The sequence below is a fragment of the Ornithinimicrobium cryptoxanthini genome, assembly GCF_023923205.1.
Taxonomy (GTDB): Bacteria; Actinomycetota; Actinomycetes; order Actinomycetales; family Dermatophilaceae; genus Ornithinicoccus; species Ornithinicoccus cryptoxanthini.
This window is the reverse complement of record NZ_CP099490.1, coordinates 941,499-964,579: the sequence shown is the minus strand read 5'-3', so window position 1 is coordinate 964,579 and position 23,081 is coordinate 941,499. Positions and strand designations below refer to the sequence as shown.

Annotated in this window: 22 protein-coding genes; 7 read left to right on the top strand and 15 right to left on the bottom strand. The window is 69.8% G+C overall.

Going from position 1 to position 23,081, the window contains the following annotated elements:
• Positions 1–125: 125 nt before the first annotated feature.
• From NF557_RS04580 to NF557_RS04555, 6 genes are all read right to left on the bottom strand, one after another.
• Complete coding sequence (locus NF557_RS04580; protein ID WP_252622078.1) at positions 126–455, bottom strand: DUF3017 domain-containing protein; 330 nt, start codon at positions 453–455, stop codon at positions 126–128.
• Between the two features lie 8 nt (positions 456–463).
• Positions 464–1,318: a bifunctional methylenetetrahydrofolate dehydrogenase/methenyltetrahydrofolate cyclohydrolase gene (locus tag NF557_RS04575; RefSeq protein WP_252622076.1), complete on the bottom strand. Its 855-nt coding sequence runs from the start codon at positions 1,316–1,318 to the stop codon at positions 464–466.
• A gap of 71 nt (positions 1,319–1,389) precedes the next feature.
• Positions 1,390–2,502: a DMT family transporter gene (locus tag NF557_RS04570; protein WP_256840940.1), complete on the bottom strand. Its 1,113-nt coding sequence runs from the start codon at positions 2,500–2,502 to the stop codon at positions 1,390–1,392.
• Positions 2,411–3,997: a bifunctional phosphoribosylaminoimidazolecarboxamide formyltransferase/IMP cyclohydrolase gene (purH, locus tag NF557_RS04565; RefSeq protein ID WP_252622073.1), complete on the bottom strand. Its 1,587-nt coding sequence runs from the start codon at positions 3,995–3,997 to the stop codon at positions 2,411–2,413. The genes NF557_RS04570 and purH overlap by 92 nt, the downstream gene beginning before the upstream one ends.
• Entirely contained in the window at positions 3,994–4,641 is a 648-nt protein-coding gene (gene purN, locus NF557_RS04560) for a phosphoribosylglycinamide formyltransferase (RefSeq protein WP_252622071.1), read from the bottom strand. The genes purH and purN overlap by 4 nt, the downstream gene beginning before the upstream one ends.
• Positions 4,642–4,750: 109 nt before the next feature.
• A complete protein-coding gene (locus NF557_RS04555) occupies positions 4,751–6,025 on the bottom strand; it encodes a cell division protein PerM (protein ID WP_252622069.1) in 1,275 nt (424 codons plus the stop codon).
• 192 nt (positions 6,026–6,217) lie between these two features.
• Here NF557_RS04555 and NF557_RS04550 point away from each other — a divergent pair, with 192 nt between their 5' ends.
• On the top strand, positions 6,218–8,608 hold the full coding sequence (locus tag NF557_RS04550) for a hypothetical protein (RefSeq protein ID WP_252622067.1): 2,391 nt from the start codon (positions 6,218–6,220) through the stop codon (positions 8,606–8,608).
• Positions 8,609–8,708: 100 nt separating this feature from the next.
• Here the strand turns inward: NF557_RS04550 and sucD are convergent, their stop codons facing one another.
• The 3 genes from sucD to icmB form a co-directional block, all read right to left on the bottom strand.
• Entirely contained in the window at positions 8,709–9,596 is an 888-nt protein-coding gene (gene sucD / locus NF557_RS04545) for a succinate--CoA ligase subunit alpha (protein WP_252622064.1), read from the bottom strand.
• Positions 9,597–9,615: 19 nt separating this feature from the next.
• Positions 9,616–10,788: an ADP-forming succinate--CoA ligase subunit beta gene (sucC, locus tag NF557_RS04540; protein ID WP_252622061.1), complete on the bottom strand. Its 1,173-nt coding sequence runs from the start codon at positions 10,786–10,788 to the stop codon at positions 9,616–9,618.
• Positions 10,789–10,854: 66 nt separating this feature from the next.
• Positions 10,855–11,268 (bottom strand): coenzyme B12-dependent isobutyryl CoA mutase small subunit, encoded by a 414-nt coding sequence (gene icmB, locus NF557_RS04535; RefSeq protein WP_252622059.1) that lies wholly within the window; start codon positions 11,266–11,268, stop codon positions 10,855–10,857.
• Between the two features lie 1,053 nt (positions 11,269–12,321).
• Between icmB and NF557_RS04530 the strand changes: the two genes are divergently transcribed.
• Positions 12,322–12,801, top strand: coding sequence for a M23 family metallopeptidase (locus tag NF557_RS04530; RefSeq protein ID WP_252622057.1), 480 nt, complete (start codon positions 12,322–12,324; stop codon positions 12,799–12,801).
• Between the two features lie 98 nt (positions 12,802–12,899).
• On the opposite strand, the gene pcrA is transcribed toward NF557_RS04530, so the two are convergent.
• Entirely contained in the window at positions 12,900–15,329 is a 2,430-nt protein-coding gene (gene pcrA, locus NF557_RS04525) for a DNA helicase PcrA (RefSeq protein WP_252622054.1), read from the bottom strand.
• Positions 15,330–15,398: 69 nt separating this feature from the next.
• Here pcrA and NF557_RS04520 point away from each other — a divergent pair, with 69 nt between their 5' ends.
• Genes NF557_RS04520 through NF557_RS04510 form a run of 3 tightly spaced genes read left to right on the top strand, consistent with a single transcriptional unit; the run spans position 15,399 to position 16,787 of the window.
• A complete protein-coding gene (locus NF557_RS04520) occupies positions 15,399–15,878 on the top strand; it encodes a GNAT family N-acetyltransferase (protein ID WP_252622053.1) in 480 nt (159 codons plus the stop codon).
• Entirely contained in the window at positions 15,875–16,306 is a 432-nt protein-coding gene (locus tag NF557_RS04515) for a hypothetical protein (RefSeq protein WP_252622051.1), read from the top strand. The genes NF557_RS04520 and NF557_RS04515 overlap by 4 nt, the downstream gene beginning before the upstream one ends.
• Positions 16,307–16,334: 28 nt before the next feature.
• On the top strand, positions 16,335–16,787 hold the full coding sequence (locus tag NF557_RS04510; RefSeq protein ID WP_252622049.1) for a hypothetical protein: 453 nt from the start codon (positions 16,335–16,337) through the stop codon (positions 16,785–16,787).
• Here the strand turns inward: NF557_RS04510 and NF557_RS04505 are convergent.
• Genes NF557_RS04505 through NF557_RS04495 form a run of 3 tightly spaced genes read right to left on the bottom strand, consistent with a single transcriptional unit; the run spans position 16,756 to position 18,853 of the window.
• Positions 16,756–17,124 (bottom strand): hypothetical protein, encoded by a 369-nt coding sequence (locus tag NF557_RS04505; RefSeq protein WP_252622047.1) that lies wholly within the window; start codon positions 17,122–17,124, stop codon positions 16,756–16,758. The genes NF557_RS04510 and NF557_RS04505 overlap by 32 nt on opposite strands.
• Before the next feature lie 9 nt (positions 17,125–17,133).
• Positions 17,134–17,751 (bottom strand): NUDIX hydrolase, encoded by a 618-nt coding sequence (locus NF557_RS04500; protein WP_252622046.1) that lies wholly within the window; start codon positions 17,749–17,751, stop codon positions 17,134–17,136.
• A gap of 1 nt (position 17,752) precedes the next feature.
• Positions 17,753–18,853 carry a glycosyltransferase family 4 protein gene (locus tag NF557_RS04495; protein ID WP_252622044.1) on the bottom strand — a complete coding sequence of 367 codons (1,101 nt, stop codon included), beginning with the start codon at positions 18,851–18,853 and terminating at the stop codon, positions 17,753–17,755.
• Positions 18,854–18,951: 98 nt separating this feature from the next.
• Between NF557_RS04495 and NF557_RS04490 the strand changes: the two genes are divergently transcribed.
• Together NF557_RS04490 and NF557_RS04485 are read left to right on the top strand one after the other, a co-directional pair.
• Positions 18,952–19,767, top strand: coding sequence for a PIG-L deacetylase family protein (locus NF557_RS04490; RefSeq protein WP_252622042.1), 816 nt, complete (start codon positions 18,952–18,954; stop codon positions 19,765–19,767).
• Positions 19,764–20,921, top strand: coding sequence for a lysylphosphatidylglycerol synthase transmembrane domain-containing protein (locus NF557_RS04485; protein WP_252622040.1), 1,158 nt, complete (start codon positions 19,764–19,766; stop codon positions 20,919–20,921). The genes NF557_RS04490 and NF557_RS04485 overlap by 4 nt, the downstream gene beginning before the upstream one ends.
• On the opposite strand, the gene NF557_RS04480 is transcribed toward NF557_RS04485, so the two are convergent.
• Positions 20,922–21,722, bottom strand: coding sequence for a type 1 glutamine amidotransferase (locus NF557_RS04480; RefSeq protein WP_252622037.1), 801 nt, complete (start codon positions 21,720–21,722; stop codon positions 20,922–20,924).
• Positions 21,719–23,023: a Mur ligase family protein gene (locus tag NF557_RS04475; RefSeq protein ID WP_252623923.1), complete on the bottom strand. Its 1,305-nt coding sequence runs from the start codon at positions 23,021–23,023 to the stop codon at positions 21,719–21,721. The genes NF557_RS04480 and NF557_RS04475 overlap by 4 nt, the downstream gene beginning before the upstream one ends.
• Positions 23,024–23,081: the final 58 nt, after the last annotated feature.

The following is a 23,081-nucleotide window of genomic DNA, read 5'->3' as shown; positions in this document are numbered from 1 at the left end:
TGCGCTCCCTCCCACGCACGCCCGCCGGTATGCCGCCAGGCAGCTCGGCGGGTCTCGTGCGCTCGGGGGTGGTGGGGCGCGGGGTGGTTGCGGCTCAGGGTAGTTGGACTCGGGGCGGTGGCGGCTCAGGGGATGACGAGCGTCGCGCTGATGACGGTGACCGCGACCGCGAGGACCACCAGGGTGAGCGCGTCCCAGGACCGCGAGCGCACCAGCAGGCCGCCAACTGCCTCCCGCGGGAGCACCAGGCGCGCGATGGCCGCCACGACCAGCGTCCCGGCCATGGTGTAGCCGGCGGGCCGCACGCCGGCCTGGAAGAGCACCACGATCGCGATCGTGAGCCCGATCGGCAGGACCCACCACAGCCCCAACGGCTGGTTCCCCCAGTTGGCCGGACGCCGGGGCCTCGGGCTGGCCTCGTCGGACCCGCGGTGGTCGCGAGCGTCCTTGCTCACGTCATCACTCACGCCGCGGCCCGGGCTGCCCGCTCGGCCGCCTCGACGACGTTGACCAACAGCATGGCGCGGGTCATCGGGCCGACCCCGCCCGGGTTGGGTGAGATCCAGCCGGCCACCTGCGCCACCTCTGCGGCGACGTCTCCGGCGATCTTGCCGTCTCGGCGCGCCACGCCCACGTCGAGCACGGCGGCACCAGGACGGACCATGTCCGCGGTGATGAGGTCGGGCACCCCCGCAGCGGAGACGATGACGTCGGCCCGCCGTGTGTGCGCGGCCAGGTCGCGGGTCCCGGTGTGGCACAGCGTGACCGTGGCATTCTCAGACCGCCGGGTGAGGATCAGTCCGAGCGGTCGCCCGACGGTCAGGCCGCGCCCGACGACGACCACCTCCGCCCCGGCGATCTCGACCTCGTGGCGGCGCAGCAGCTCCACCACACCGCAGGGCGTGCACGGCAGGGGCGCTGGCTCGCCCAGCACCAGGGAGCCGAGATTGATGGGGTGCAGGCCGTCGACGTCCTTGGCCGGATCGATCCTGGACAGGACCGCGAACTCGTCGAGCCCGGTCGGCTGCTGCACCAGGAACGCGGTGCACGCCGGGTCGGCGTTGAGCTCGTCCACGACCGCCTCGACGTCCTCCTGGGTGGAACTGGCCGGCAGACTGCGGCGGATGGAGGTGACGCCGATCTCGGCGCAGTCCTTGTGCTTGGCGTTGACATACCAGGTGCTCGCGGGGTCCTCCCCCACCAGGATGGTCCCCAACCCAGGCACCACGCCCTGGTCGCGGAGCGCGCGGACCCGGGTCGTCAGGTCCGACTTGATGGCGCTGAGCGCGGCCCTGCCGTCGAGGATGCGAGCAGTCATGCCCCGCAGTCTATGGACGCTCGCCCACAGGTTATATCTGCCCCCCACGAGGTCATACCTGCCCCACGAGGTCAGCGACTGGAGCGGCGGGACCGGGCGCGCGCCAGCGCGGCCCACCCGGCGGCGACCACGGTGAGCGCGATGCCGAGCAGCATCTGTGCGCCGACCCTGTCCCGGGTGGCCGGCTCGAGCAGATCGAGCACCACCCCGGTGCCCATCTGGCTGGTGATCGTGACCAGGCCGAACAGCAGGACGCCGCTGTGCATCACGGCCCAGGCCGCGAGGATGATGAAGAAGACGCCGAGCACCCCACCGGTCCAGGCCCACCACGGGATGCTCAGCAGGTCCGGCCAGCCGGCCGGCAGGACCGTCCAGGCACCGATGACGACCAGCAGCACCGACCCCATCGTGAAGTTGACGAAGGCCGTCACGGTCGGGTCGCCGCTGATCGCCGTGATCCGCGCGTTCGTCGCCTGTTGCACCGCCGTCGACATGCCCACCAGGAAAGCCAGCGTGACCGGCAGCCACAGGAAGTTCCCCTCCCGGATCCCGGGAGTCACGGCGACCGTCACCCCCACCACCGCCAGCCCTGCAGCGGCGAGGCGGGCCGGGGTGATCAGCTGCGGGGCGGCCGGGCCCAGCCGCAGCCGGTCGACCAGAAGGGCATTGACGGTCTGACCGCCGATCAGGGCGATCAGGAACGTCGCGACGCCCACGAGCGGCACGGCATACGTCTGGGTGGCCACGACCAGACCACCGGCGAAGCCGCCGAACAGCTGCCAGACGGGCAACGAGCCTTCGCGCACCGCCTCACGCACCGTCGCGATGTTGCGCCGGAACCGCCGGGTCACCCACAGCAGCGCGATGGCCAGCAGCCCCACGAAGAAGCTCAGCCAGGCGGCCGTCAGGGCCGGCAGGAAGGTGCCCAGGTCGCCGTTGATCCGGGACTGCACCGCGAGGATCACGCCGCACACGAAGGCTGCGATCAGCGCCAGACCCAGGTCTCCAGGTCCGCGCCTCGTCCTCGTGGCACGTCCAGCCGTCGCGAGGTCGCTCCCGGACAGGTCCCTTATCCTGACCGGTCTCGCCTCGTCAGTGGGCAAAGTGGCGCGTGCCGGTGAAATACAGCGTGACGCCGGCCGCCTCCGCGGCGGCGACAACCTCCTCGTCCCGGATCGACCCACCCGGGGAGACGACCGCGCGCACCCCGGCGTCGAGCAGGATCTGCAGGCCGTCGGCGAAGGGGAAGAACGCGTCCGAGGCGCCGACCGAACCAGCGGCTCGTTCCGCGCCGGCCCGCTCCACCGCAAGGCGGCACGAGTCGACCCGGTTGACCTGACCCATGCCGATGCCCACGCTGGCGCCGTCGCGGGCCAGCAGGATGGCGTTGGACTTCACGGAGCGCACCGAACGCCACGCGAACGCGAGGTCGCCCAGGGTCGCCTCATCCACAGCCGGCCCCGCCGCCAGCGTCCAGCTCGCCGGGTTGTCCCCCTCGGCGTCGATCCCGTCGCGGGACTGCAGCAGCAGCCCGCCACCGATGTTGCGGGTGTCGAGGCCGCCAGCCTGCGGCGAGGCCGCGCGCACCACGCGCAGGTTCTTCTTGACCTGCAGGATCTCCAGGGCCTCGGGGGCGAAGTCCGGTGCGATGACCACCTCGGTGAAGATCTCGGCGACCTGGGCAGCGAGCTCAGCGGTCACGGCGCGGTTCGTCGCCACGATGCCGCCATAGGCAGACACGGGGTCGCAGGCGTGCGCCTTGCGGTGCGCCTCGGCGATGTCGCTGCCCGTCGCGACCCCGCACGGGTTCGCGTGCTTGACGACCGCCACCGTCGGCACGTCACCGTGCTCGTGCGCGGCGCGGCGTGCGGCCTCGGCATCCACATAGTTGTTGAAGGACATCGCCTTGCCGTGCAGCACCTCTGCCTGCGCCAGCGAGGGCACGGGCTCGAAGCCGTTGCGATAGAGGGCGCCCCGCTGGTGCGGGTTCTCTCCGTAGCGCAGCACATCAGCTCGCTCCCACGTCGCGCCTATCCAGGCCGGGAAGCCGGTGCCGTCGGAGGTGTCGGTCAGCACGTTGCCCATCCAGGACGCGACGTGCACGTCATACGTCGCGGTGTGGATGAAGGCCTGGGCCGCCAGCGCCTGTCGCTGCGCCAGGGTGAACCCGCCACCGGACGCGCGCGCCACGACGTCGGGGTATGCCGAGGGGTCAACCACCACGGCCACCGAGGCGTGGTTCTTGGCCGCGGCCCGCACCATCGAGGGGCCGCCGATGTCGATCTGCTCGACGCACTCGTCAGGGGAAGCGCCCGAGCGGACGGTCTCGGTGAAGGGATAGAGGTTGCCGACCACCAGGTCGAACGGCTCGATGTCCAGCTCCTCGAGCTGGGCCAGGTGGTCGGGGTTGCGGGTGTCGGCAAGCAGACCGGCGTGCACGCGCGGGTGCAGCGTCTTGACCCGGCCGTCCAGGCACTCCGGGAAGCCGGTGAGCTCCTCCACCCTGGTCACCGGGACGCCGGTGGCCTCGATGCGCGCCGCGGTCGAGCCCGTGGACACCAGCTGCGTGCCCGCCTCGTGCAGCCCGCGGGCGAGCTCCTCGAGCCCGGTCTTGTCATAGACGGAGATCAGCGCGCGGCGGAGCGGGCGCCGGCCCTCGGTGTCCTGCGTTGCGTTCACGAGAAGGTGACCTTCCTGTCGGTGACGGTGTGGCCGTGCCGGGCCAGGCGGCCCACGACGTCCACCAGCATGGTGCGTTCGACGGTCTTGATGCGTTCGTGCAGGGTTGCCTCGGTGTCGCCGTCCTCGACCGGGACGGCACGCTGCGCGAGGATCGGGCCGGTGTCGACGCCGCTGTCGACGAGGTGGGCGGTGCATCCGCTCACCCGCACACCGTAGGCCAGGGCGTCGGCGACCGCGTGGGCACCGGGGAAGGCCGGCAGCAGGGCCGGGTGGGTGTTGACCACGGTGTGCCCGGCCAGCACCTGCTCACCCAGGATCTTCATGAATCCTGCCGAGACGACCAGGTCGGGGTGGTGCGCGCCGATCTGGCGGGCGAGCTCGCGGTCCCACGCGGCGCGGTCAGGGTGGTCCGAGACCCGGCAGACGAACGTGGTGATGTCGTGTCGGCGGGCGCGCTCGAGACCCTCGATGTCGTGGCGGTCGGCTCCGACGGCAACGATCGCCACGCCATACGCCGGGTCCTTGGCTGCGTCGATCAGCGCCTGCAGGTTGCTCCCGGTGCCCGAGACCAGGACGAGCACCCGGACAGGATCGGGGTATGCCGAGGGGCCGGCCGTCCTGTCGTTGCCCGGTGTGCTCACGGGGACGACGATAACCCGTCGATCTGGGGCAGCCGCGGCGTGTGACTCGATGTGCAGGTGAGCGTCCAGGCTGCTGCGGACTGCCGGTCAGGCTGCGGTGGGCTGCCGGTCAGAGTCGGCGGGAGCGCAGGAGGTGCAACAGGGTGAGCGTGGTCAGTGCGCCCGCGAGCAGTTCCAGCCCGAGGGCGCCCGCCACGACCAACGGGGCGGTGCCCACGCGGCCGAGCAACCCCGGGGTCATGCCGCCCAGGGCGAGCCAGCTGAGCAGGAGCATCACCAGGGTGACGCCTACGCAGGCGGAGAGCGCGATCTGCGCCTTGGTCCACCAGGAGGCTAGCCGCGGGGCCGCGCGGGCGCTGCGATAGCCCAACCAGGCACCGGACAAGATCGGCAGCAGGACCGCCAGCCACAGTCCCGGAGGCAGGGTGCCCGGCTCCGGCAGGGCAGCCAGCATCGGGATCAGCGGCAAATCTCCGGCGGTCGACTCGACCCAGCCGACCTGGACGGTCCCGACCGCGACGTCGGCTCCGGTGGTCCAACCCAGCGCCCACACCAGCACATTGGGCAGAGCGAAGAGCTGGCCGATGGTCAGGACGGTGCTGCCGACCACCCCGGCGTCGAGGGCGTCATAGAGGGTAAGGACACGGCCCATCCGCACCACGAGCAGGGCTGTGACCACGAGCAGTGAGCCGACCAGGAGTATGCCGAGGGCCTGGATCGCCGGACGCAGCCCGCGACGCAGCAGGACCGGGGTGTGCAGCTCCACCCAGCGAAGCCCCAGGTCGAGCGTGGGGTGCTCCTGTCGGCGGTGCTCGCGCCACAGGCTCAGCCCGATCGCGACGAGAGGCACGAGGAGCAGCCCGGGCACCGCGCTGGCGACCACCACGGGCGCCTGCCCCAGCCCGGCCAGGGAGCAGAGCAGCAGGCCGGAACCGAGATAACCCCCGACAAACGCCAGGAGCTCGCCGGCACCGAGGGCAGCCCAGGCTGAGCGCCAGCCGGACACGTCTGAGACCTCGCCCCGGACGTCCGGCCGGTCCACGACCACCTGGCCCACGGCATACCAGCAGGCCAGCACGGGCACCAGGGTGAGCAGCAACGGTGCCAGGACGACCTGGGTCTGACCCACCTCGACGGTGGCCCGGTGCGCCATCGCCCACAGGTCGATGCCGATCCCGCCGGTCTGCCACAAGGACGTCGAGCTGCGTTCGTCGGAGATCCAGGCGACAGCGGCCGGGATGGTGATCGTCACCCAGGAGATCACGACCGCGAGCAGTCCCGCGATCGCCGCGAGCAGCAGGGCACGCAGCCGATCGACCAGGGTGGCGGCATCGGCTGGACGGGTGTCAGTGCGACGGGTGGCGGCGCGGTCCAGGATTGTCATGGCAGGCCCATCGTCACCCGGGTGAGCCGGACGGGGCGGCAGGACTCACCGGCATCCACAAAATGACTCTCGACAAACCGTGCTTTGAACGTGCATCCACAGCCTAGTGGCGCGTCCCGGCAGCGACTGTCAGACATCTGTTCTAAAGTGGTTGGTAGTTGGAGAGCATGGTTCGTCTGGGAGGGGGTAGCGATGTCGACCGAAGTGTTGGCCGACCGGCTGGAGCGGTTGTTGAGCGCTACCCCTGGGCTGGAGCTAGGCCGGGACGGGCTCTGGCGTGGGACCTGGCCGTTGCCGCCGATCGTGCCGGAGGCAGCGGCCGCGACACCGCTGTCTGACGACGCACCGCAGCCCGACGACGCGGCCCCGCGGCCCGCCGACGCGACACCACCAGAGGACCCTGAGCAGCGGCTGCGGGCGGCGTTGACTGACCTCGGTGTCGAGCCTGGGGCGGCGGAGGCGTTGACGCGTGCGTCGCTGGCCTGTGCGACCGTCGCCGAGCGGCCGAGCACGTCTGAGGCCCCGCAGTTGGTGGAGCGCGGCAGTGACCTGCTGAGGGCGATCGAGTCCCTGACCGGCGTGGCCGGGCACCTGGAGTCGGTCGTCCTCTCGGCGACGAATCAGTTGACCTGGGTGCACGGCAAGCTGCTGCTGCTCGAGAAAGGCGCGACCAGCTCGGACGACCTTTCTGCTTCCCAGCAGGAGCTGTGGCGTGCGCGGGCGAAGTCGAAGACCTGCGCAGAGATCGAGGCAGGCATCGGGTGGGGTGTCAGCGAAGTCCGCGACCTGGTCTCGGTCGCCAACGCCGCACCCGAGGTCGCCGGCCCGGTCCACCACTCCCTGAGGTGTGGTGAGTCGTCCTGGCGGTTGGTGCGCCGCTACTACCGGGCCTGCACCGGCATGGCTCACGAGGACGGGGCCGCGATCGCCAACGGCTTCTTCGGCGCCGACCCGGGCGCTGCGGTCACCGAACGCCTCGACTCCGCCGGGAGCTTTCTGGGTGGCCCGTGGCGGCACAAGGAGTTCTACCGTGCCCTGAAACGCGAGATCGCCCGGGTCAACGCCCAAGACCCCGAGAAGCAGAAAGAGGCTGACGCTGCCGCGAAAGCCAACGCCGACACCCACCTGATGCTCGATGAGAACGGCACCGGCACCTTCATGATCGGGACCACCCCTTTAGAGGGGACCGCGATCAACGAACGGATCGACGCCGCCGCCCGTAGGGCCCGCGCCCTGGGCGACCCACGCAGCCAGCGTCAGCTCCGGTGCGCGATCGCCACCGCCCTCCTGCTGAAAGGGACAGTCGACCTCTCAGCCATCCCCGACGACCCCGACCAGGTCACCATCGAACAGTCCGAACAGCTGGCCCGGGTCCTGTCCGGCCTCCCCGCCGCCACCCTCGATGTCATCGTCCCCCTCACCACCCTCCTCGGCACCGACCCCGCAGGGACCCCGATCCCAGCAGCGTTCGCCGCCCAGCACGGCACCACCGACAGCACCGAAGGTCACGAAGGTCCCGGCGGGCCGGGCTGCACCTGCACCTGCACCTGCGAGGCCACCGCGAAGACGCCCGCGGACCCACCAGGTCCCGGCCTGGGGGGACAACCCTGTCCCGACCCCGCCGCTCACCACCACCGCGACCGTCCGGGCCCCAGCGCTGACGGGGCCCCACCCGACCAGCAAGCCCCGAACCACCCTGATGCCGGCCCTGATGCTGATGCTGATGATCCCTACGGCCTGGTCGATGAGCAGATCCGCCTACCCGATGTCGGTGTCGGTGAGGTCGTCGGGCGCGACTCACTGTTCCTGTCCCCGACACAGGTGCGTGACCTGGCCCTGGTGCCCGGCTCCACGCTGCACCGCCTGCTGACCGACCCGGCCACCGGCCGGTGCCTGGAACGCTCGATCACCGCCTACCGCTTCGATGCGACGATGCGGGCCCAGATCATCGCCGCTGACCGGTTCTGCCGCGCCCCCGGCTGCGTCAAACCCGCCAAGATCTCCCAGCTGGATCACGTCCAGGAGTACGGCACCACCGGTGGCCACACCTGTGAGGCCAACGCGATGGCCCTGAGCACTACCCACCACGACAAGAAGACCAAGAAAGACGTCGACGCGATCATCAACGCCGACCGTGACGTCACCTGGACCACGTTGCTGGGCCGGATCTACACGACCAAGGCTCACGACTACCGCCAGTACACCAAGCTCCTGACCGCGGCGAAGACCCAGATCGACCAGGAGATCGCCGCCGGGGCGACGATGGGCGACGCGATTGACGCCGCGATCTACCAGGCCCTGTCTTACCGGCCCCCCGGATCACCCTTCGAAGCCCGTGAAGACAACCCCGGGTTCGAGGACGACTTCACCGGCTGGGACCAGATCACCCTGACCCACACCGGCCCCGACGGACAACGGGCCTACCGCCCCGCCCCCGACACCACCCGAGCCGAACACGAGCGCCACCAGGCCACCCGCAGCGACCACGACCACGACAACGACGTCAGCGATGGCGCCGGTGACCCGGACGACCGCGAGCACGGGCCGTGGACCGACCCCCACGACGACCCACCACCGTTCTGATAGGTGATCGGTCCCTCGGCGGATTCAACTTCAGCCGAAAAACACTTGGCCCCCGACCGACACCAGGGGAGCGGTCGGGGGCCAAGCGAGTCCTAGCGGCTCAGGCGTCGAGGTCCTGCAGGATCTGGCGCATCAGCTCTGCCGTCTCCGAGGGAGTCTTGCCAACCTTGACCCCAGCCGCCTCGAGCGCTTCCTGCTTGGCTGCGGCCGTGCCGGACGAACCAGAGACGATGGCACCGGCGTGGCCCATGGTCTTGCCCTCTGGAGCAGTGAACCCCGCGACATAGCCGACGACCGGCTTGGTCACGTGAGCCTTGATGTATTCGGCTGCGCGCTCCTCCGCGTCGCCACCGATCTCGCCGATCATCACGATCGCCTTGGTCTCCGGGTCGTTCTCGAATGCCTCGAGCGCGTCGATGTGCGTGGTGCCGATGATCGGGTCACCACCGATGCCGATCGCGGTGGTGAAGCCGAAGTCGCGCAGCTCATACATCATCTGATAAGTCAGCGTGCCCGACTTGGAAACCAGACCGACGGGCCCCTTGCCCGCGATGGTGTGCGGCGTGATGCCGGCCAGCGACTCCCCTGGGGAGATGACGCCGGGGCAGTTCGGGCCGATCATGCGGGTCGTCTTGCCTTCGAGATAGGCGAAGACCTCAGCGGTGTCCTTCACCGGCACGCCCTCGGTGATGACCACGATCAACGGCATCTCGGCGTCGATGGCCTCGATGCACGCGTCCTTGGTGAACGCCGGGGGCACGAAGAGCACCGACACGTCCGCCCCAGTGGCGTCCATGGCCTCCTTGACGGTGCCATAGACGTGCAGATTCTGATCGTTGAGCGTGACGGTGGTGCCCGCCTTGCGTGCGTTGACGCCGCCGACGATGTTGGAGCCGGCCAGGAGCATGAGTTCGGTGTGCTTGGAGCCCATGCCACCGGTGATGCCCTGGACGATGATCTTGGAGTCCTTGTTGAGATAGATCGTCATGTTCGTGTGTCTCCCGGTCTCAGGCGTTCGCCAGCTCAGCGGCCTTGTCGGCCGCACCGTCCATGGTGTCGACCTGGGTCACGAGCGGGTGGTTGAGCTCGTCCAGGATTGCGCGGCCCTTGTCGACATTGTTGCCGTCGAGGCGGACCACTAGGGGCTTGGTGGCGCTGTCTCCGAGGATCTCCAGGGCGCCCTTGATGCCGTTGGCGACCTCGTCGCAGGCCGTGATGCCTCCAAAGACGTTTACGAACACCGCCTTGACCTGCTCGTCGCCGAGGATGACGTCGAGGCCGTTGGCCATGACCTTCGCGTTAGCGCCTCCCCCGATGTCGAGGAAGTTGGCGGGCTTGACGCCGCCGTGCTGCTCACCTGCATAGGCAACGACGTCCAGGGTGCTCATCACGAGACCAGCACCGTTGCCGATGATGCCGACCTGACCATCGAGCTTGACGTAGTTGAGGCCCATCTCCTTGGCCTTGGCCTCAAGCGGGTCGGTGGAGGCCTTGTCCTCCAGTGCAGCATGGTCCTCGTGACGGAACTCAGCGTTCTCATCGAGGGTGACCTTGCCGTCCAGGGCAATAATCTGACCGTCAGTGGTCTTGACCAACGGGTTCACCTCGACCAGCGTCGCGTCCTCGTTCTGATAGACGCCCCAGAGCTTGACGATCACGTCGGCGATCGCGTCCTGGTCGCTGGTGAACCCGGCAGCCTCCACGATCTCGCGGGCCTTGGCTGCATCAATGCCTGCGAGCGCGTTGACGGGGATGCGGGCGAGTGCCTCGGGACGCTCGACGGCCAGCTGCTCGATCTCCATGCCGCCCTCTTTGCTGCACATGGCAAGCACGGAACGGTTGGCGCGGTCGAGGAGCACCGAGAAGTAGTACTCCTCATCGATGCTGGCGCCCTGGGCGATCATCACGGCGTTGACGGTGTGGCCCTTGATGTCCATGCCAAGGATCTGCTCGGCCGCGGCCGTGGCCTCCTCGGGGCTCTTGGCGAGCTTGACGCCGCCGGCCTTGCCGCGCCCGCCGGTCTTGACCTGGGCCTTCACGACAACAACCCCGCCGCTGGCGGCGCCGATCCGCTCCGCTGCAGCGGCTGCGTCGGCGGGGTCCGTGATCACCTCCGCTGCCAGCACTGGCACACCATGTGCCTCGAACATGTCGCGTGCTTGATACTCAAAAAGATCCACGAGTCAGGTATCCCATCCTGTGTTGTTGAGGTTGCGTCGAGGTTGCCGGTGCGCTGTCAGGTTAGATCAATCACGACCGAGGTTGTCGTGCACCCACCCGGTGATCTCGGCCGTCGTCGCCCCCGGAGTGAAGATGCGTGAGACCCCGAGTTCCTGCAGCAGGGGTATGTCGGCCTCGGGGATGATGCCGCCGCCAAAGACGACGATGTCGGAAGCATCCCGTTCGCCCAGCAGCTCGATCACACGCTTGAAGAGAGTCATGTGCGCGCCCGAGAGGACCGACAGCCCCACTGCGTCGGCATCCTCTTGGATCGCGGCCTCCACGATCTGCTCCGGTGTCTGGTGCAATCCCGTGTAGATGACCTCAACACCGGCATCACGAAGTGCCCTAGCAACCACCTTGGCGCCTCGGTCGTGACCGTCAAGACCTGGTTTGGCAACAATGACGCGCAGCGGGGAACCGCTTGATGGGGAGGTCATGCAGTGCAGATTAGCGCACCGTCCACAGGGTGATCATGGACACATTGGCTCGGTGCCCCGACCGCGCTAGGGTGCCTGGTAGTCCGAGCATCCCCCGGGAATCCCCCGACCGGTGGTCGCATCCCCGTCGGACGATCAAGACAACATCACGGAGTTGGTGTGCGCAATCCCGTTGTGGCCCCATGGCGGCCCACGATGCCTGGCGAGGCGTCGCAGCCTCGTGCACTATCGGACATTTCTGCACCTCGCAGTCGCCGAGAGGCTCGTGAGCAGGCCAACACAACACCGCAGTCGCGGCGCGAGGCACGTGCTCGGAGCCCAGAGGCACGTGCTCGGAGCGCAACAGCACCAGGTGCTGGTCGCCGGTCCCCCGAACTCGTCATAGACTCGGCGACGCCACAGACTCGACGCGAAGCTCGCGAGCAGCAGGCCACAACACCACGGTCCCGACGCGAATCCCGCGAGCAGCAGGCCACAGCCCCACGGTTCCGACGCGAAGCCCGCAACCGGCACGCCACAACACCACAGTCCCGACTCGAAGCCCGCGAACTCAGCCCAGCACCCCAGTCCCGACGCGAAGCCCGCGAACTCAGCCCAGCACCCCAGTCCCGACGCGAAGCCCGCGAGCACCGCGCAGGACCACGGTCCCGCGGCAGCAGTCGACGTCACCGGCCGCAGCACTCCACGCACCTTGCCATTCGACATTCTGTCGGGAGCTCCCCGCAGAGCCGCCGGGAAGCCAAGGAGGTCGCGAGGCGGGCCGCGACCAGCTCACTCAGCGCACGGATCACGACGCCAGTCTTCGCGACTGCACTGCTGACCACCGGCGTCGCCGCATCGCTGATCGGACTGCCTTCCCTGGTGGCCGAGGGCACCGGTTCAGCAGCGGGAGCGGCGCTGGCGGCCCCGCCCCCCGGACTCGTGGAGTCCCGCGCGCCCTGGCAGGTGGAAAACACCACGGAGGTGTCTGCCTCCCGCCAGATCTCAGCCTCATCCCGGGCCGTCAACCGACTTCCGATGTCATGGGGCGCGGCCGCGGTGGAGGGGGGTCGGATGATGGCCACGCGTGCCGCCGCCCTGGACACCTCATTGAGCGCAGGGCTCGCCGTCACCGCAGGCGGAGCGGTGCAGATCCGCGAGATCGCCGCCGCCCACGCGTTCCATGAGCCGGTCCTCGATGCGGCGACGACGTCCGGCTTCGGCTGGCGCTGGGGCCGGATGCACAACGGGCTCGACTTCGGTGCTGACATTGGAGCTCCGCTGTATGCCGTGGCGCAAGGCACCGTGACCACCAGCGGGTGGAACTCGGGACTGGGAAACCACGTCAAGATCACCCTGGGCTCCGGCGAGGTGGTCGTCTATGGGCACATGTCACAGATCGACGTGGCGCTGGACGACACGGTGGAGGCGGGCACGATGATCGGTGCAGTCGGCAACACGGGGCGCTCGACCGGTGCCCACCTGCACCTCGAGATCCGCACCGACGATGGACCCATCGACCCGGCTGAGTGGCTCGACGCCCGGCGCAACTGACTGGCTCGACGCCCTGCTGGGTGGCTCGCCTGAGCTGAGAGCAGCCCACAAGCGCAGCCTCGACGGCCAGGCGCCCGTCTGGACCGAACCGTCGCCCGCTAGAGCTTCTCCAGCGGCGCGTAGCGCAGGAGCAGCCGCTTGACCCCCGAGCCGCCGAAGTCGACGTGGGCCATGGTGTGGTCGCCGCTGCCCTCGACCCGCACCACGGTCCCCAGCCCGAACGAGTCGTGACTCACCCGGTCGCCGGCGGAGACCGAGACGGGTTCGATGGCCTTGCGCACGCCCGAGCCGCGCGGGTTCAGCTGCACGACGCCGCGCGAGGCAGAGCGCTGCCCGCCGCCCCAACCCTGTTGCACCGAGGCACTCGGGCGGCCGGCCGCACTCATCCGGTCCCGGTCCGAGCGCTGCCAGTCGACGACGTCCATCGGGATCTCGTCGAGGAACCGCGAGGGTGGGTGATACTGCGGCGCTCCGAAGGCGGCCCGCGTGCCGGCCCGGCTGAGGTGGAGTCGTTGTCGCGCACGGGTGATGCCCACATAGGCGAGCCGGCGCTCCTCCTCGAGCTCCACCGGGTCATCCATCGACCGCTGGTGCGGGAAGGTGCCGTCCTCCAGCCCGGTGAGAAAGACCACCGGGAACTCCAGCCCCTTGGCTGTGTGCAGCGTCATCAGCGTGATGACACCGCCGTCGGTGCCCGGCCCACCCTGCGGGATCTCGTCGGCATCGGCGACCAACGACACCTGCTCCAGGAAGTCGACCAGACTCCCCTCGGGGTAGTTCTCGTCGAACTCGCGGGCGACGGCGACCAGTTCGGCGAGGTTCTCGATGCGGGTCTCATCCTGCGGGTCGTGGCTGGCCCGCAGCTCCTTGGTGTAACCCGAGCGGTCCAGGATCGCCTCCAGCAGGTCCCCCACCCCCGACTCGAGGTCGGACGCGACCTGACCCAGTCCCTCCAGCAGTGCGGTGAACGCCTTGATCGCCGCCACTGACCGGGTCGCGATCCCCGGCGCGTCCTCGACCCTGCCGAGTGCGGCCACGAGCGGGACACGCTCGCGCTGGGCCAGCGTGGCCACAGCTGCCTGCGCCCGGTCACCGATCCCCCGCTTGGGGACATTGATGATGCGCCGCAGGTTGATGTCGTCGGCGGGGTTGGCGATCACCCGCAGATAGGCGAGCGCGTCCTTGACCTCGCGACGCTCATAGAACCGGGTCCCACCCACGACCTTGTAGGGGTGCCCGGTCCGCACGAACACCTCCTCCAGCGCCCGGGACTGGGCATTGGTGCGATAGAAGACCGCGACGTCCTTGGGCTGCACGCCGTGCTCATCACCAAGCTTGTCGATCGTCTGCGCCACGAACGAGGCCTCATCGTGCTCGTCATCGGCGACATAACCCACGATCATCGGGCCCTCGCCCAGGTCCGACCACAGGCTCTTGTCCCGGCGCCCCGGGTTGCGCGAGATCACCGAGTTGGCCGCCTGCAGGATCCGCTGGGTCGAGCGGTAGTTCTGCTCCAACAAGATGGTGCGCGCCTGCGGGTAGTCCTTCTCGAACTCGACGATGTTGCGGATGGTGGCGCCCCGGAAGGCATAGATCGACTGGTCGGCGTCACCGACGACGCACAGCTCCGCAGGGGGCACCTCCTCGTCGTCGGTGCCGACCAGCTCACGGATCAGGGTGTATTGCGCGTGGTTGGTGTCCTGGTACTCGTCCACCAGCAGGTGGCGGAACCGGCGGCGGTAGTGCTCCCGGACAGCCGGGAACGCCTGCAGGATGTTGACCGTCATCGAGATGATGTCGTCGAAGTCGAGGGCGTTGGCCTGCCGCAAGCGGCGTTGGTACTCACGGTAGGCCGCCGCCACCTGCGCCTCGTAGGGGTTGTTGCCCACCTGCGACGCAAAGGTCTCGTCGTCGATCAGCTCGTTCTTGGCGGCAGACACCTTGTGGCACAGCGCCCGCGCGGGATAGCGCTTGGGGTCGAGGTCCAGGTCACGCACGACCAGCGCCATCAGTCGCTGGCTGTCGGCGGCGTCATAGATCGAGAAGGTGGACTTCAGACCGACCGTGGCCGCCTCGCGCCGCAGGATCCGCACGCACGCCGAGTGGAAGGTGGAGACCCACATGGCCTTCGCCCGCGGACCGATCAGCGCCTCGACCCGCTCGCGCATCTCAGCAGCGGCCTTGTTGGTGAAGGTGATCGCCAGCACCTGGCCCGGGGCCACACCGCGGGCCGCCAGCAGATAGGCGATCCGGTGGGTCAGCACCCGTGTCTTGCCCGACCCGGCCCCGGCCACGATCAACAGCGGGGACGCCTCGTGGATCACGGCCTCGCGCTGCGGCCCGTTGAGCCCCGCGAGCAGGGCGTCCGTGTCGACCGGGGAAGACACCCGCTCCTGCGACGCGAAGTCCGGCGCCGGCTGCTCCTCCCGCGCCCACAGGGGCACGCCGGCGTGGTCCACGGGCACGCTCCCGCTGGCCTGGGCAGGTGACATCGGGGGCAGCGGGACGTTGTCGAAGAGCGTGCTCATGATGCGACTCAGTCTAGGTCGCCGGACCGACACCCCATCCTGGTTGTCCACCGACGTACGCTTGCCTGCGTGATCCGCGAAGCGACCGAGCAGGACATCCCGGCCATTCTGGACCTGGTGCGTGAACTGGCCGACTACGAGGAGGAGCCCGAGGCGGCCGTCGGCACGGTGGACTCCTACCGTGCCGTCCTCTTCCCCGAGCAGGGCTCCCCCACCGCGTGGGCGCACGTGGCCGAGGTGGACGGCACGGTGGTCGGCATCGCCGTCTGGTTCCTGACCTTCTCCACCTGGACCGGCCGCAACGGGCTGTGGCTCGAGGACCTCTATGTCTCACCCGAGCACCGTGGCAGCGGCCTCGGCCGGCAGCTCATGGCCACCCTCGCCAGGATCTGCACCGAGCGCGGCTACCCGCGGATGGAGTGGACCGTCCTCAACTGGAACACGCCCGCGATCGAGCTCTATCGCCACCTCGGAGCCGAGCCGATGGACGACTGGACCGTGCAGCGCCTCACCGGGGCCGCCCTCGGGTCCCTCGGGGCAGCTGAGTGATCACCAGCATCGCGCTGTCGGGTGGCACCATCGGGCTGTCGGGCGGCAGCAGCACCTATCTGGACGGTTGGACGATCGCCCTGCTGGTCACCGGTCTGGTCGCCGCGGGTGTCTGCGCAGTGGCGGGGTTGCGCGGGCACGGCCCTGGCCGGATCACGCTCGGCATCACGGCGGTCCTGCAGGCCGTGGTGGCGGTCGTCTTCGGCGTCTATCTGGCTCGGTCGCTCGGTGGCGACTCCCCCGTCGGGCCCGCCTGGGAGCTGTGGGCCTATCTGGTGACGGTCCTGATGGTGCCGGCCGTCGCCTGGGTCTGGACCCGCACCGACTCCTCCCGGTGGGGCACCTTCGTGCTCGCGCTCGCCGGCTTCGTGGTCGCTGTGATGGGCGCCCGGAGCGCGCAGATCTGGTATGGCGTGGGGGTCGTGTGAGGACGCCGGAACCTGGGGCGGGACTCAGGTGAGCAGGGAGGAGTATGCCGACACCCAGTCGACCAATCCCCGAACGTCTGGCCCTGGTCGGCTGATCATCGCGCTCTATGTCGTGTTCGTCGTGGGGTCGCTGTCGCGTGCCGGGTTCCAGATCGCGACCGAGTGGGAGCAGGCACCGCTGGCCTACTCTCTCTCGGCGTTCGCCGGTGTCGTCTACGTGGTCGCCGCGGTGTCCCTGGCGATCCGGGGCCGGCGAGCCTGGTGGGTGTCGCTGGTCGCGATCAGCACCGAGCTGGTCGGAGTCCTGGCGGTGGGTCTGTGGAGCGTGCTCGACCCGGCCGCCTTCCCGGATGCGACCGTCTGGTCCGGCTTCGGCCGCGGCTACCTCTACATCCCGCTCGTGCTCCCCGTCGCGGGGCTGTGGTGGTTGTGGAGCACCCGGCCGACGGCTACTTCCAGAGCGAGGCGACGAGGACGTTGACGACGGCCAGCGCGCCGGCTGCGTGCACCATGCCGCCGGCCACCGGCTGACCCTTGCGGGCCCTGGCGGCCGCGATCTCGGTGAGGGCAGCCACGGCGATCGCGACCAGGAGCTTGACGCCGATCTTCATCTGGTTGACCTCTATGTCATCGAGCGCCCCTTCCGCGATGCCCACCAGGATCAGTCCGCTCAGCAGCTGCACCCTGGCTCCCCACACCATCACCACGTTGGGCACAAGCCCCTCAGCCGACCGCGTCACGGCCACGAGGTAGCCCCCGACGAGGGCAGCGAGTCCGAGCATGTGGGCGACGACGGTGAGGTTGTAGAGGAAGTCCATGTGCCCAGCCTACGTGGGCGGCAGGAACCGTCGTTGCCAGTCCAGGACCGGCAGGGTGGGCAGGTCAGCCAGAGGCACCCACCGCGCGTCGGCCGTGCTGCCGCCCACGTCGTGCACGACCGTCTCGGCCGGGTCCGAGCAGTGGGCGCGATAGACCATCGACACGGCGTGGTAGTCCTCGAGCCGCCCGCTCGGCGCACGACCGGTCCAGTGCCGGCTGACCAGGTCCAGCGGCTCCACGGCCCGCACGTGTTGCCCGGTCTCCTCCCACACCTCACGCTCTGCACCGCTCACCGGGTCCTCTCCCGGCTCCAGCCCGCCACCGGGCAGCCCCCACGCCCCGTTGCGGACCCGGACCCTCCTCGCAAAGGAGGTGAGCAGCAGGGACGGGACGCCGCGGAAGGTCGCCTGCACCACGGCATACGCAGAGAGCCGTTGGTGGGGCTCCGGTCGGCCCCCTGGGCGCACGCGATAGACCAGCACCAGCTCGCCGTCCACGACCTCGCTGCCGGTCCAGACCGGGTCGTGACCGTCGGCCTGCAACACCGCTGCGGGATCGATCCCGTGCGGCACCACGTCCTCCGCCAGGACCCGGCCCCTGTGGTCGACGCCACGCACCCGAACCATGTCAGCGTCCTCCTGGCCGGGCGGCGAGCGCCCTGTCATAGGTCTCCAGCGTCGCGTCCAGGACCCGCTCCCAGGTCTGGTGCGGGGCGACCGAACGGTTGTGGTCGAGGATCTTGGTCAGGGCCTCGGGCTCGTTGATGAGGGCCGCCACCTCTCGAGCCAGCTGGCGGCCGTCGTCGGCCAGCACTCCGTCAACCCCGTCCTGGACGAACTCGGTGATGCCGCTGCCGGCGATCCCCGCGACCGCGAGGCCTGCTGCACGGGCCTCCAGCGCGGCGATCCCGAACGACTCCAGTCGCGCCGGTGACAGATAGAGGTGGCAGCGGTGATAGAGCCGGGCCAGCTCGGGCCGGGACAGCCTGCCGGGCAGAGTGATCCAGTCAGCCCGAGCGGTCTGGACCCTGGCGCGCGCCGGGCCGAGCAGCGGCCCGGCCCCGGCAGCCACGAGCTCGAGGCGCCGCTCCGGCGGGACCAGTCGCCTGATCGAGGCTGCCAGGGCGATCAGCTGCAGTGGGCGCTTGCGTGGAGCGAAGCGCATGGCGGTCGCCAGGCGCACCGGCTCTCCCGGCCCCAGTGCGGGCGCGGCAGTCGCGTCTGCTGCCCAGTCCGCGGGGTCGATGCCGTTGGGCAGCACCTCGATGGGCACCCCCGACCTCGTCACGGCCCGCACCCGCTCGGCGGCGACCCCGGACACGGCGGTGGGCACGGCACCGGAGTCGATCCACCCACGCCAGCGGGCGGCATACGGCACGGCGGCACGACCCACCATGCTGTGCCAGGTCACCACCGTCGGACGTCCCGCGGCCAGCGCGATCTGGGCGGCTCGGGAGGCGAAGGGAGCCAGCACCCCCAGATGGATGTGCACGACATCGGCCGCCGCGACCTCTGCTCGCAGTCCGCGACCCGCCCACGGATTGACGGGCGCGGGCAGGGACACCGGTGCCGGCAACCGGACCAGGTCCGGCACGGGCTCCCCTGGCGTCGCCGTCATGACGCGGACCTGATGACCGGCGCGCCGGAGCCGGGCTGCCAGATCAGCCACCTGGACCTCCATGCCACCAAGCCGGGGCGCAAAGACGTCGGAAACCAGGGCGATCCTCACCGGCCCAGCGTGCCACGGCCGGTATCGTGCAGCGAGGGCCGCCCGGCCCAGGCTGCGGCAGGGGGGTCGTGGCGGTGACAGGACAGGGGAGACGAGCGATGGCTGGGACCGTGGTGGCGCTGTTTGCGCACCCGGACGACGAGGCGTTGCTGACCGGGGGCACGTTGGCCATGCTTGCGGCGCAGGGACACCGCATCGTCTTCGTCGTCGCGACCGACGGTGCCCTGGGGCTGGCGTCTGAGGAGCTGCGCTCCGGCGACCTTGCCGCGACACGGCTGGCCGAGCTCGAGGCGAGCGCCCGTGCCCTGGGCGCTGCCGAGGTCATCTCGCTGGGACACTCCGACAGCGGGCACGGCGCCGAGCTCTGGGGTGACCCGCCGGGACGGCGCCGGTTCGTCACCGTCCCTGTCGACGAGGTCGCCGCGCAGGTCGCGGACATCGTGCGCCATGAAGGGGCCGAGGTGCTCATCTCCTGCGACGCCCGCGGTGGCTACGGCCACCGCGACCACATCCACGTGCACCAGGTGGGCCGCCGCGTCCGCGAACTCACCGGGGTCCGGCTCCTGGAGGCGACGGCTCCGCGCGAGCCGCTGCTGCGCGCCCTGCGCCTGGTCGGCAGGGTCCGCCGCTTCCGCAACGGCTTCGACCCCAGCGAGTGGGAACACGCCTTCACCCCACGCCGGGAGATCACCCACCGCATCAGCATCGGTCGCCACCTCCGGGACAAGCAGAGCGCCATGCGGGCCCACTTCTCCCAGACCACCGGCGGGGAGTCCTCCGGGGGACGTACCCTTGCTAGCGTGCTGCGCCTGCCTCCGGTCCTTTCTCGACTCGTTCTCGGGCGCGAGTTCTTCCAGGAGGTCGGCGTCGACGCGACCCCGCTGCGGACGGCAGTGTTCGAGGTCGCCCGGTGACCCCCTTCGGCGACGGCTCCGGACCAGAGCCGAAGCTCCGACGGATCGGTCTGAAGGAGGTCCTGCAGTCGGTGGTGGGGTTCGCCCTGGCCATCTCGCTGCTGGCCTTCGGCATGCCCCGCATCGTGGGCACCACCTGGAGCCAGATCGGTGACCAACTCACCATGGTGGGCTTTGACAAGGCCCTGATCATGCTGGCGCTGATGCTGGCGGGGCTCTACTCCTACACGTTCACGCTCATCGGGTCGCTGCCCGGCCTGACCCACCTGCGCGCGCTGATGGTCAACGCCGCGGGGTCCATGGTCAGCAACATCCTGCCCGCCGGAGGCGCGGTCGGGGTGGCCCTGTCCTATGTGATGTATCGCTCGTGGGGCTTCACCCGCAGCAACATCTCCACCTCGCTGGTGGTCACTGGCATCTGGAACATCCTGGCCCGCGTCGCGCTGCCCGTGCTCGGCGCAGGCATCGTGGTCTGGGGACCCGTCGAGGCCCCCCGCCTGGTGATCATCGCGAGCCTGATCGCCGGCGCGGTCGGCACCGCGATCATGGTCCTGTTCGGCCTGGCGATCTTCTCCGACCGCGTCTCGCACTGGATCGGGCACGCCCTCACCCGGTTGGCCCGGCCGTTCTCCAAGAAGGTCCGCGGCGGTGTCGACGTCGATCACGTCATCCAGGACCAGCGCACCCGGATGTCGACCGTGGTCAAGAAGCACAGCCTCAAGATGACCCTCGGGCTGGCGGGCATGTTCGGCTTCTTCTTCGTCCTCTATTGGGTGGCGGCTCGCTCGGTGGGGCTGGACCTGCCCGTCTACATGCTGTTTGCGGCCTACGCGTTCCGCCAGTTCCTCACCGTGGTCGCCATCACGCCCGGTGGGCTGGGCATCACGGAGGTCGGCACCGCCGGTGTGCTCGTGGCCTTCGGCGGCGACCCCGGAGCCGCCTCCGCTGCCGCCCTGCTCTATGCCTTCTTCACGCACCTGCTGGAGGTGCCGATCGGCCTGACCGCGTGGCTGGCCTGGTCCTTCAGTCCCCGGCAGAAGACACCGGCCAGGGGGCAGCTCGAGGCCAACATCGCCAACGGGGACGAGGACTCCCAGACGGTGGCCGAGGGCTCCCACGGGACGTCATCGACAGACCCGGGTCACCGCACCTGATCAGCGGCGCGGCAGCAGCCGGCCCACCCGTGACGTCGACCGGCGGTCGGCAGCCAACAGCCGCATGACCTGACGCTGGTGCGCCTGCTGGGCCGTCGAGTCGTCGAGCTGCTCCGGCTGCCACTGCCCCGTGGCCCGGGTCACCGCGATCTCCAGCAGGTGATCGGCCAGGACCGGGTTGGCCGGCAGGATCGGCCCGTGCAGATAGGAGCCGATGACATTGCCGGTGCGGGCGCCCTCCGTGCCGTCCGTGCCGTTGTTGCCCTGGCCCGCCACAACGCTGCCGAACGGCGCCTGACCCTGCCCCAGGACCGTGGCCCCCGAGTGGTTCTCATAGCCGACGACCTGACCGGCGTCGGTGTCGAGCACGACGGGGCCGATCATCCGCGTGGCGTTGCCGGTGGTCGTCACATCGAGGATCCGAAGACCTGGCAGTCGCCGGCCCTCGACCGTGATGAAGGCCTGGCCGAAGAGCTGATACATCCCGCAGATCATCAGCATCGGCAGGCCGTCGGCCGCGAGCTCGCGCAACCGGTCGGCATGGCGGTCCAGATCCTCCTGGACCCGCAGCTGACCAGAGTCCTGGCCGCCCCCGCCGAGCAGCAGGTGCGCCTCGTCCGGCCAGTCCGCCCCCGGGTGGTGGTCATGCACCACCGGTGTGTAGCCGTGCCACCGCAGCCGGCTGGCCAGCGCCCGGGTGTTGCCCAGGTCGCCATAGATGCTCATCTCGCGCGGATAGAGGTGCACCAGGTGCACCGTGCCCTTGCTGGCTGACTGCGAGCCGCCGGTCTGCTCGGTCACGTCCGGTCCTCTCCGAAGCGGGCGAGGTCAAAACGCGATGCCAGCTGGCGGCGCAGATGCATCATCGCGGTGTAGGTGCTGAAGATCCGCACGGGCCTGCCCCGATGCGCTCTGAGGAACCGCTCAAGGGCCAGGTCGAGGTCCGGCTCCACGTGCTCGACCGGCACATCGTCATACTCCAGCCGCAGGGCCATGTCCCAGGCCCGCACCCCGCTCGTCAGCGCCACCCCCTGCTCGCGCAGGCTCTCGAACGAGACGTCATAGAGCCAGGAGACATCCCGGCCGTCGGCGTAGTTGTCGTTGATGGCGATCATCGTGTCGACCGGCTCCGAGCCATAGGTGCCCAGGGCCACCGTGAAGCCGGCCGGGTTCTTGACCAGCACCAGCTCGAGAGGGTGGCCGTCGACGTCGATCACCTCGCCACGGCCGAACGGCGGCGTCACGGTCGACAGCGCGGTGGCGGCGACCTGCGGGTCGAACTCCGGCCCGAGGACGGCGCGGCCCATGGCGGTGGCCGCCGTCGCGTTGATCATCGCGGCCAGTCCGCGCTGCTGCAGGGTCAGCGGGCCCACGTCGGCCGTGGAGCCGGTGATCGTGAAGGACCGCTCATCGTGCACCGCCAGCAGTGAGGTGTCCGCGGAGTCCGGCAGGCCTTCGGCACCCGCACCGTCGCTGACCCGCACGTCAGCCTCCTGCAGCGCCGGGAGGAGCTGGGCGCTCGAGGGGTCGACGCCGAACCAGCGCACGCTCACCCCGTCAGCCACCTGGGTGCGGATCCGGGAGATGAAGGAGTCATCGACGTTGAGGACGACAGTGTGCGTCGTCTGCTCGGCCAGCCGGGAGAGCAGCTGTGCGGTCTGGTCGATCTCGGCGAACCGGTCGAGCTGGTCCCTGGCCACGTTGAGCAGCAGGGCGTGGGTGGGTGCCACGACGCGGGCGAAGTGCAGCGCGTGCGCCTCGTCCAGCTCCAGGACGGCCCAGTCGGCGTCGAGCCGAGCGCGCAGGGGGATCTCGGCCAGCATCGCGGAGATGACACCGCGGGTGAAGTTGCTGCCGGTGGGGTTGGTGAAGACCCGTTGTCCATGGGCCCGCAGCAGGGCGACGAGCATCTTGGTGGTCGTGGTCTTGCCGTTGGTGCCCGAGACCACGATGATCCCGCCGGGCAGGTCGCTGAGGGTGTGCGCCAGGATCTCAGGGTCGATCCGCTCGGTGACCAGGCCGGGCAGCGCGGACCCGCCGCCGCGCAGCCGGGAGGCCCCGCGGGCCAGCTTGCCGGCGGCAATTGCGAGGGTGGAGCGCATCACGTGCGCCACTCTAATCGTCGCCGCGCGGATCTAGTCGTCACAGCGCAGATCTAGT